The sequence below is a fragment of the Planifilum fimeticola genome, assembly GCF_003001905.1.
GTDB classification, from domain to species: domain Bacteria; phylum Bacillota; class Bacilli; order Thermoactinomycetales; family DSM-44946; genus Planifilum; species Planifilum fimeticola.
The window spans coordinates 1-7,944 of the sequence record NZ_PVNE01000049.1 but is presented as its reverse complement, the minus strand read 5'-3'; the positions used below and the strand labels follow the sequence as shown (position 1 = coordinate 7,944).

The window sequence follows — 7,944 nt, the reverse complement described above, 5'->3', positions numbered from 1 at the left end:
GACAGCCGTTCTTTCCGAATCTGGTTGCGCCGACGAGGAATCAAGCCCACCATTCCCACCATTCAGCGAAAAAGCCGCAAACCCCGTCGTGGCCGTCCCATCCGTGTGGGAGAGGGATACCGCCGGCGTTGGATCATTGAACGCTGCTTCGGTTGGATGAACAATTACCGTCGGTTGGTGGTTCGATATGACCGATATTTGTATATTTATAGAGCTTTTTGCCTGATTGCATTCATTATTTGGTGTGTGAATCGAATTTTGAAATAGCTTCTACCCTCCGTAAAAGGAATGCTGCGTTATTGGTATCGAGCGGTGGATCCTGAGTACAACCAAAAAAGAAAGCTTGATGTTGAGAAGGAAGGATCGACCTGGGAGAACAGCTTGTTTGGAGGAACAGGTGCGGGTGAGGGGCAATCCCGCTTTCTGATGCGACTTCATTCTAAAAATCCGGCCGTTCGTGGTTGGAAAAAAAGGATAGATCTCAGTTATTTGGCCTTTTCATTGGAAGGAAAAAGGGGACGAATAGTCCAGGAACCTCGAGGCTATCTGGAACCGAATAATATTTTTTCCCTCTCTTTCTGCATGCGTCCTTCAATAGAAGCAGTAGATCAATATTGGCGACGACTGATAGCGGCGATTTGGCTACTGGGGCATGTGGGCGGGTTGGGGTACCGTTCCCGTCGAGGATTTGGTTCGGTGGCCTTGAAAGCCTGGAGAGTGGACAATCCTTTACAAAAGGGGGGTACCACAGAGGAGATCCAACAAGTGATCAGTCAGTTGCCCATTGCCCATGGAGCTGGAAGTGTACATGAGTGGTTGAACCAATTTGAGCGGGGACTTCGGACGCTGAAGGGAGAAAATGGATGGTTTCCTCGTTTTTCCGCAGCCACCCACACGGTGATTGATGAATCCATTTTTCTAATCCATAGTAAAGGGTTTTCGAAGTGGGAGGAGGCCCTCGCCTATGCGGGATCGCAACTGAAGGGCTTCCGAAAAGAGATTGACATTCGGAAGAGAACGGTCTTTGGCATGCCCATGTTGGTTCCTCAGCGGAAAATCCAGTATACGCCGGAAAAGGTTGAGCGGATGGCTTCTCCTGTCTGGATTCGAGTGGTGGAGGCTGGAGGATGTTATTTTCCGATGTTTGGCATTTACCGTACACCTCCCTTGAAAGCCGTAGAAAAGCCCATGGGCAAACATAAGGGGAATAAATCGCTTAATGGGCGGCCTTTCCTCGTTCCCTTTAAAGAGGTCCTGGACGAGTTTCAGAACCATTTGCGACGGAACGAGTTTACGTTGGAGGTGCACGTATGAGAAAACTTCATTTCACCCTCGGACCGGTGCAGAGCTTTGTCGCTCAATCCCGGCGGACTCGCGATCTATTGGCCGGCTCTTTTCTTCTTTCGTATCTTGCGGGGCACGCCATGGCAGCGGTGATCCAGAGAGGCGGATGCATTCGGTTCCCCCAAGTGCACGGTGAGGGAGCGGAGCAGGTGAAGGATGAATTGCTCCGAGCTATTCTTATAAGCTTGAAAGGCCTGCCGACAAAGGGACCGTGGAAGGGATCGCTACCCAACCGCTTTCAGGCGGAGGTTCCGGAAAACTTTGATCCCAATGCATGTGTCGAAGCTGTTCATAAGGCCTGGGATCAGGTAGCCGATGCGGTTTGGAGACATGTGGTGGAGAAGGCGGAACTTTACGGAAGAAATACTCGAAAGATATGGGACCGGCAGGTGAAAAAATTCTGGGATATTGCCTGGGTGTTGGATCAAGGGGATTTAGATAACGGCGACTTGCTTGATCGCCGGAAAAATTGGCGGAGTTATGTACCAACGGTCGAGCCTGGCGACAAATGTACACTGATCGGTCATTTACAGGAGCTTTCCGGATGGCTCCGGATACGGGAGCGAACGAAGCAGGAAAAGTTTTGGTCCGTAGTGCGCGAGGTGGCCGGGGGACTGGATCTCCAAGAAAACGAACGGCTCAGTGCCGTGGGACTGATTAAGCGCTTGTTTCCCCGATTTGCCGAGGAGTCGATCGGATGGAAATTTCCTGAAACAGCTATCCATTTCCCTTCGACATCCTATATGTCCGCTTTGCCGTGGATAAACAAGGCGATTCGGGAGGAACCGGAGAAAGCGTTAGCTTTGGTTGAGGCGGCTCAATCAACAAGGACAATTAAAAAAGTGGGAAATGGAGAGCGCTTCCCTTTGTTGAAAGAAGCGGTATCTGGACAAGATTCGTTAAAGGATTTTGCTTGCCTGGATGCCTCTTGTTTTTTCCGGTCCAATTTAGAAAATGACAATTACTGGAATGAAGCGGATGATCAGGAGAAAAGAGAGGCCGTAAAAAAGGCCTTGTTCGAACTAATCGAAGCTTTAAAGGAGAATCCCCGCCCCTATTACGCCCTTCTCCTCATGGACGGGGATCGGCTGGGGAAGTTGCTGCGTGAAATCGGCGGAGAGAGGGTAAGCCAAGCGCTGGCTCAGTTCACTGAAAAAGTGGACCGGATCATTACGGATCACAACGGCGCGCCATTTTATGTCGGTGGCGACGATGTTCTGGCCCTCCTTCCCTTGGATGATGCGCTGGATGCGGTGGTGGAGGTGCGCAGCGCCTATTTGGAATCCTTTGCAAAGGGGGGTCAGAATGGCGATTCTGCCACCATTTCCGCCGCTATCGTCTATGCCCATGCCAAGGCACCTCTCAAAGGAGTGTTGGAACATGCCCATTATTTGCTGGACAAGGTGGCGAAGGATCAAACCGGTCGGGACAGCCTAGCGGTCTGTGTTTGGAAAGGGGGAGGTCCCACGATCACCTGGTCAGCTACATGGAAGGTGGTATGCGGGAAAAGCTGGCGAAAGAGTGGGGACCCAACCGATTTGCAAAGGCTGGTTGAGGAATTTCGAAACATGGTTTATTCCGGGAGTTTCTTCTACAAGTTAAAGGAACAGTTTGAGGTGGTCGGTTCAAACCTTGCGGAAGAGGAAGATTTGGTTGAATTCCTGACTAAGTTGATTACCGCCGATTACCTCCGTATTTTGGAGGATCGACAAACCCTCAATGTTGGGACAGCCGAGATGCGCATCCGTCGATTGGTGGAGTTTTGTCTGCGCAATCGAAGGGATGAGTATGGAGGTATTGAGAGGGAATTACCGTTCCGGGCGGACGCAGCATTATTGATACGCTTTCTCGGGCAGAGGGGAGGGGAGGAAGCGTGAAAACGGTCTGGACTTTTCGAGCATTGGATACCTTATTTTTTCGGGATGGTACCCCTTTTCACCAAGGGGAAGGGGGATTCGTTCAGCCCAAAGGAACTTTTCCCCCAACGATAATGACCCTGCAGGGAGCTATCCGCACGGCCCTGGCCCGTTGGCGTGGTTGGGAACCGGGACGGGAAACGGATTGGCCTGCAAAACTTGGCGGACCGGAGGATCTGGGGTCTTTGCAATTGTACGGTCCTTATCTGCAGCTCGGGGAAAGGATGTTATATCATGCGCCTCTTCTCCTCTTCGGTAAGAAGAAGGAACAGACGTGGGAAATAACCCGCCTTGTCCCCGGGGATCCGGTTTGTTGTGATCTGGGGAGGGATATCCGTCTTCCCCGTCTGGTTTGCCCGGTGGAGGGCGGCGATCCTCTTGATGCTTGGTTGACCTGTGAAGGACTAGAAGAAGTGTTGGCGGATGGTAAGCCGAAAGAACATCAAATTTATTCCCATGATGAATTATGGAAAGAAGAACGTCGCGTAGGGTTGGAGCGGGAGAGGGACAAGCGGACGGCGAAGGATCATCACTTGTATGGCATTACGATGATCCGTCCAATGAAAAATGTGCGCCTTGTTGTCTGTGTTGACGGGATTCCTGATGACTGGAAGCTGCCGGAACGAGCTGTTCTTTCCCTGGGTGGAGAAGGACGGGCAGTGGAAGCGACTATTACCAAGGTTCAGATGATAAATCCCTGGCCGAAGCGACCTGAGCTGATGGAAGACGGAGACGGCCTGATTCGGTTTACCGTCACGCTGTTGACCCCGGGGTGGTACGAGGATCCTGAGGCTGTCATTCGTTCTGGTCCGCCTGAGGTGCCCGGGCGTTGTGTTTCGGCTTGTCTTGGCAAAATGATGCAAATCGGTGGATGGGATATGCGAAATGGATGCCCGCGTCCTCTTTGGCCGGTTTTGCCCCCGGGAAGCACCTGGTTCTACAAGGCTCCCGCTTCTGAACGTCACAGAATCGAAGAATTGCACGGAAAAGTTACCGGCCCCCGCTCCCGTTACGGCATGGGACAATTGCTCATTGGTACATGGAGTGAAAAGGAGGCAAGTGAAGGATGGAAGCGTTAATTATGGGATTGTTGGCGGAAACGTCTCTTCACCCGGGTAGTGGGCAGTCGACTGGCGCAATTGATCTGCCGGTATCCCGGGAAGCAGCCACTGGTTATCCGGTGGTGGTTGGTTCCAGCTTGAAGGGGGCGCTCAGAGACAAAGTGGAGCGGGAGCGTGGGAGACAGGATCCCCTGGTGTATGAAGCTTTTGGAAAACAAGCCAATGCCGGAATGGTGTTGGTGACCGACGCTCGCCTTTTGTTGCTGCCGATTCGTTCCTTGAGCGGTCATTTTCGCTGGGTGACCTGTCCTTATATCCTGGAGAGGTTGGAACGGGATTTGGCTCTGATTGGGCGACCCAACGATTTTGGTTCTATCGAGGTGGGAAAGGGAGAGGCAGCCTTGGCGCAAATTGATGGATCGGAACTTTTTTTGGAGGAGATCTCCTTCAAGGTAAAACAAATTGATCAAGGGATTTTGGATCGAATTGTGGACGCTGTCGCTCCCCTTATTCACCACAAACGGGCCCGCCGGAGGCTCGGGCGTCAGTTGGTGATTATCAACGATGATGATTTTTCCCACTTTGCCAAGTTTGGTCTGGCAGTTCAAGCACGCAATCAACTGGACAACAATACTAAGGAGAGCCAAAATCTGTGGTATGAGGAAACTCTGCCACCGGACACGGTTCTCTATGGTCTCCTGATTTCCCGGACTAACGACGGAAATGTACTGCGAGCGTTGAGGGATCTTCTGATGAAACAGCCCTATCTGCAGGTGGGGGGCAATGAAACGATTGGCCAAGGATGGTGCATCACGTCCATTGGGGAATGAGGAGGGAACGAATATGTCGGATGCGCAAATGTTGGATCAGGAGCGGGCGGCCGATTCGCTAGAAAAAGTGAAATGGATCCAAAAAAACTGTAATGAAGAGGATCAAGATTCTTATGCCGACTATGTGGAACGTCTTCCTGCCACCATCTTGATGAACGGGCTGGGACAAGCTTTGGCCCAGCTCTTGGCGGCGGCGAAAAAGAACGAGCGGGATCCCCATTATCTTTTGTACCGTGATGTACAAGGTTGGTTATGCCGGGATGATCATCGGGCGCCCTACCGAAATGCCTCTGATGTATTGGAAGCAATCACTCAAAATGACCGGGACAAGTAACTCCAAGCGCAGGCTGAAGCGATGGCTTGGTTGGAGTGGCATAAAAAATTGGCAGTGGCTTATTTGAAGAAGGCAGGGGATAAAAATGAAAGGTCGGACACCGCTGTATAAAGGCGGAAGGGGTTTTCCGCATAAAATACCTGATACCGCTCATACGGGCCTTTGGTATGACAAGTTTTGCAACCGATGGGAGGTGTATGTAGGTAAAAATTCTGCAAAGAACTTCTGGGAGCTGGGCAACAGGAAAGCCGATTGGATTCAAACCGTGACGAAAAAACGATGTGGAGACAAGCTTTTGATCCAAGAGGCCGTCGAACGGATGGAAGCGTTGGTGAGGTCACACTATGGTCTTCTGATGTACGCTCGGACAGAGGGACGGTTTGTTACCGGTTTGGGACGTTCGCACCCAGTGGAGAATGGATTTGTTTGGCACCCGGTATTGGGAACCCCTTATTTACCCGGGAGTTCGGTGAAGGGAATGGTTCGGGCTTGGGCGGAGGAATGGACGGGCGATTCAGAGATTGATCGTATTTTTGGATCCAAGCACACTGATTCTTCAAAACGCATTGGTAGCGTTGTCTTTTTTGACGCCCTTCCCCGGGCTGCTGTGAAATTGGAAATTGACGTGATGACACCTCACTTTGCTGACTATTATCGGGATCCGCAAAAAAATCCGCCGGTTGAACGGTATGCACCTATTCCGATTCCTTTTTTGACGGTGTCGGGGGGGCAATCGTTTGTGTTCGCCGTCGCTCCGAGAAAAAAAGAGGATCAACGCGATGTAGATAAGGTAATGAACTGGCTGAAGGAAGCGCTGGAGTGGATCGGTGCCGGTGCCAAGACATCGGTGGGATACGGGCGATTTGTCGTTGAAGGGCAGAAATGAAGGAAATGTTGGTGTGGGGGGACGGAAACTAGAGATGTCTTGGAACAATCCGCTATTTTCCTAAACTATAGCGGATTCCAAAGCAAATACATTTTTAAGGAGGTCTTCCATGCGAAAGTTTCTTTCTTTTTTGGGAACAGGTAAGTATGATCCAGTATATTATTCTATGGATGGGAAGCTGTCTTCTGAAACTGGGTTTGTTCAAAGGGCATTATTGGAATTGTGGCAAAAGCAGAATGAGATCCCAGACCGAGTAATAATTTTTGTTACGGATCAGGCGTATAAAGAATATTGGGAAAAACTTCGGGCAGAATTGGAGGTACTTGGGGTAACACCAGAGGATGTCCGGATTTCTGGTGTTGGACGGGAAGATGCACTTTGGGCAGACTTTGGAATAATATTAGATTGTTTGGATAAAGGTGACGAAATCGATTTTGATATTACTTATTCCTTTCGATATCAGCCGATCTTGGCGATGCTCGTCATCCATTTAGCAAGAGTGGTCAAAGAAATAAGGATCCGCGGAATCTATTATGGCAATTATGTAGAACGAGTCAATGGTGTGGCTCCCATACTCAATCTAATAAATTTTGTTGATATGCAGGATTGGATCACCAACGTGTATGCCTTTGTAAAAAGCGGTCGGGCAGAATCGTTGAGTAAATGGGTGAAAGAAAAGAAGGATATGATGGCACGGAAAAAACAATCGTCTCCGCCTCCGAGAGTCATAGTGGCGGAAAGGTTGGCGAATAAGTGGAATCAGCTCGCCGAAAATTTGCAAACTTGCCGTGGTCTTGAAATATCCCGTTCGGCCAAGGAAGCGTTAGCAGCTTTGCAGCAGGTTCGAAAGGAAGAACCTTATCCGGCTTTTAATCCCTTATACGCTTTATTCGATGGTGTAGAAGGCCGCCTCAAAAAAATGGCTGCTGGAGACCATATCGAAGAAGGCCTGGAAACGGTGCAATGGTGTCTCAAGCATGGATTGATTCAACAGGCTTACACCTTTTTAAGGGAGACTGTGATTACAACTTTTTGTCTTACAGAGGGATATGATTACAGAAATAAGGATGAACGGGAAGAATTGAACGAGTTGATTAGGGATACGATTAAAGTAATTCAAGGACGAAGTTCCCTTGATAATTTTCAAGAAGAACAACAGAATGTGATGCGGCGACTGATGGAGCATGCAGAGTTATTGATGGCTTTTCAACGGGTATCAGATCTTCGTAACGACATCAATCACGCTGGATACAGGGAGAATTACAGTAAATCGGACAAGTTTTTGGAAGGATTAAAGAGAGATTATCCAATCATTGCTTATCATCTTCGTCAGTTGCGGCAAAAAGTAAAGCAAGTTTAAAGGTAATGTGAACGTATAGCGAGTTGACAAAGAGATGTGATATCGGACATCATGAATGACGCCAGAGATGACGTTACAAGCTATTTCAAAAACATGATCTGCCAATGTAAAATGGAAGTATGAGTACGAGACATGAGCTGACAGACGAACAATGGGCTGTGATTGAGCCCCTGCTCCCCAAACCGAAACCAGGCCCCGGGCGTCCGCCCGCCG

8 protein-coding genes are annotated in these 7,944 nt (G+C 49.8%); all 8 read left to right on the top strand.

The genetic code is table 11. From position 1 onward, the window contains the following. Positions 1-267 (top strand): transposase (locus CLV97_RS17270; RefSeq protein WP_146130502.1); only part of this gene is annotated, 267 nt, incomplete at its 5' end. 21 nt (positions 268-288) lie between these two features. After that, entirely contained in the window at positions 289-1,314 is a 1,026-nt protein-coding gene (locus CLV97_RS17265; protein ID WP_106346771.1) for an RAMP superfamily CRISPR-associated protein, read from the top strand. Further along, the gene (gene cas10, locus CLV97_RS17260; RefSeq protein WP_106346770.1) at positions 1,311-3,221 is read left to right on the top strand and encodes a type III-B CRISPR-associated protein Cas10/Cmr2; all 1,911 of its coding nucleotides are present in this window, start codon (positions 1,311-1,313) and stop codon (positions 3,219-3,221) included. Before CLV97_RS17265 ends, cas10 begins: the two co-directional genes overlap by 4 nt. After that, complete coding sequence (locus CLV97_RS17255) at positions 3,218-4,339, top strand: type III-B CRISPR module-associated Cmr3 family protein (protein ID WP_170070603.1); 1,122 nt, start codon at positions 3,218-3,220, stop codon at positions 4,337-4,339. Before cas10 ends, CLV97_RS17255 begins: the two co-directional genes overlap by 4 nt. Beyond that, positions 4,327-5,151: a type III-B CRISPR module RAMP protein Cmr4 gene (gene cmr4 / locus CLV97_RS17250; protein ID WP_106346768.1), complete on the top strand. Its 825-nt coding sequence runs from the start codon at positions 4,327-4,329 to the stop codon at positions 5,149-5,151. Before CLV97_RS17255 ends, cmr4 begins: the two co-directional genes overlap by 13 nt. A 13-nt stretch (positions 5,152-5,164) precedes the next feature. Then, positions 5,165-5,485 carry a type III-B CRISPR module-associated protein Cmr5 gene (gene cmr5, locus CLV97_RS17245; protein ID WP_170070602.1) on the top strand — a complete coding sequence of 107 codons (321 nt, stop codon included), beginning with the start codon at positions 5,165-5,167 and terminating at the stop codon, positions 5,483-5,485. A gap of 85 nt (positions 5,486-5,570) precedes the next feature. Beyond that, positions 5,571-6,371, top strand: a complete 801-nt coding sequence (cmr6, locus tag CLV97_RS17240; RefSeq protein ID WP_106346766.1) for a type III-B CRISPR module RAMP protein Cmr6 — start codon at positions 5,571-5,573, stop codon at positions 6,369-6,371. Positions 6,372-6,480: 109 nt separating this feature from the next. Beyond that, complete coding sequence (gene csx2, locus CLV97_RS17235; RefSeq protein ID WP_106346765.1) at positions 6,481-7,731, top strand: TIGR02221 family CRISPR-associated protein; 1,251 nt, start codon at positions 6,481-6,483, stop codon at positions 7,729-7,731. Positions 7,732-7,944 lie beyond the last annotated feature (213 nt).

What these genes read in the sequence shown, in the direction of transcription:
- CLV97_RS17265 (WP_106346771.1), top strand. Translation starts at nt 289, where the DNA reads ATGCTGCGTTATTGGTATCGAGCGGTGGATCCTGAGTACAACCAAAAA.
- cmr5 (WP_170070602.1), top strand. Translation starts at nt 5,165, where the DNA reads ATGTCGGATGCGCAAATGTTGGATCAGGAGCGGGCGGCCGATTCGCTA.
- cmr4 (WP_106346768.1), top strand. Translation starts at nt 4,327, where the DNA reads ATGGAAGCGTTAATTATGGGATTGTTGGCGGAAACGTCTCTTCACCCG.
- cas10 (WP_106346770.1), top strand. Translation starts at nt 1,311, where the DNA reads ATGAGAAAACTTCATTTCACCCTCGGACCGGTGCAGAGCTTTGTCGCT.
- cmr6 (WP_106346766.1), top strand. Translation starts at nt 5,571, where the DNA reads ATGAAAGGTCGGACACCGCTGTATAAAGGCGGAAGGGGTTTTCCGCAT.
- csx2 (WP_106346765.1), top strand. Translation starts at nt 6,481, where the DNA reads ATGCGAAAGTTTCTTTCTTTTTTGGGAACAGGTAAGTATGATCCAGTA.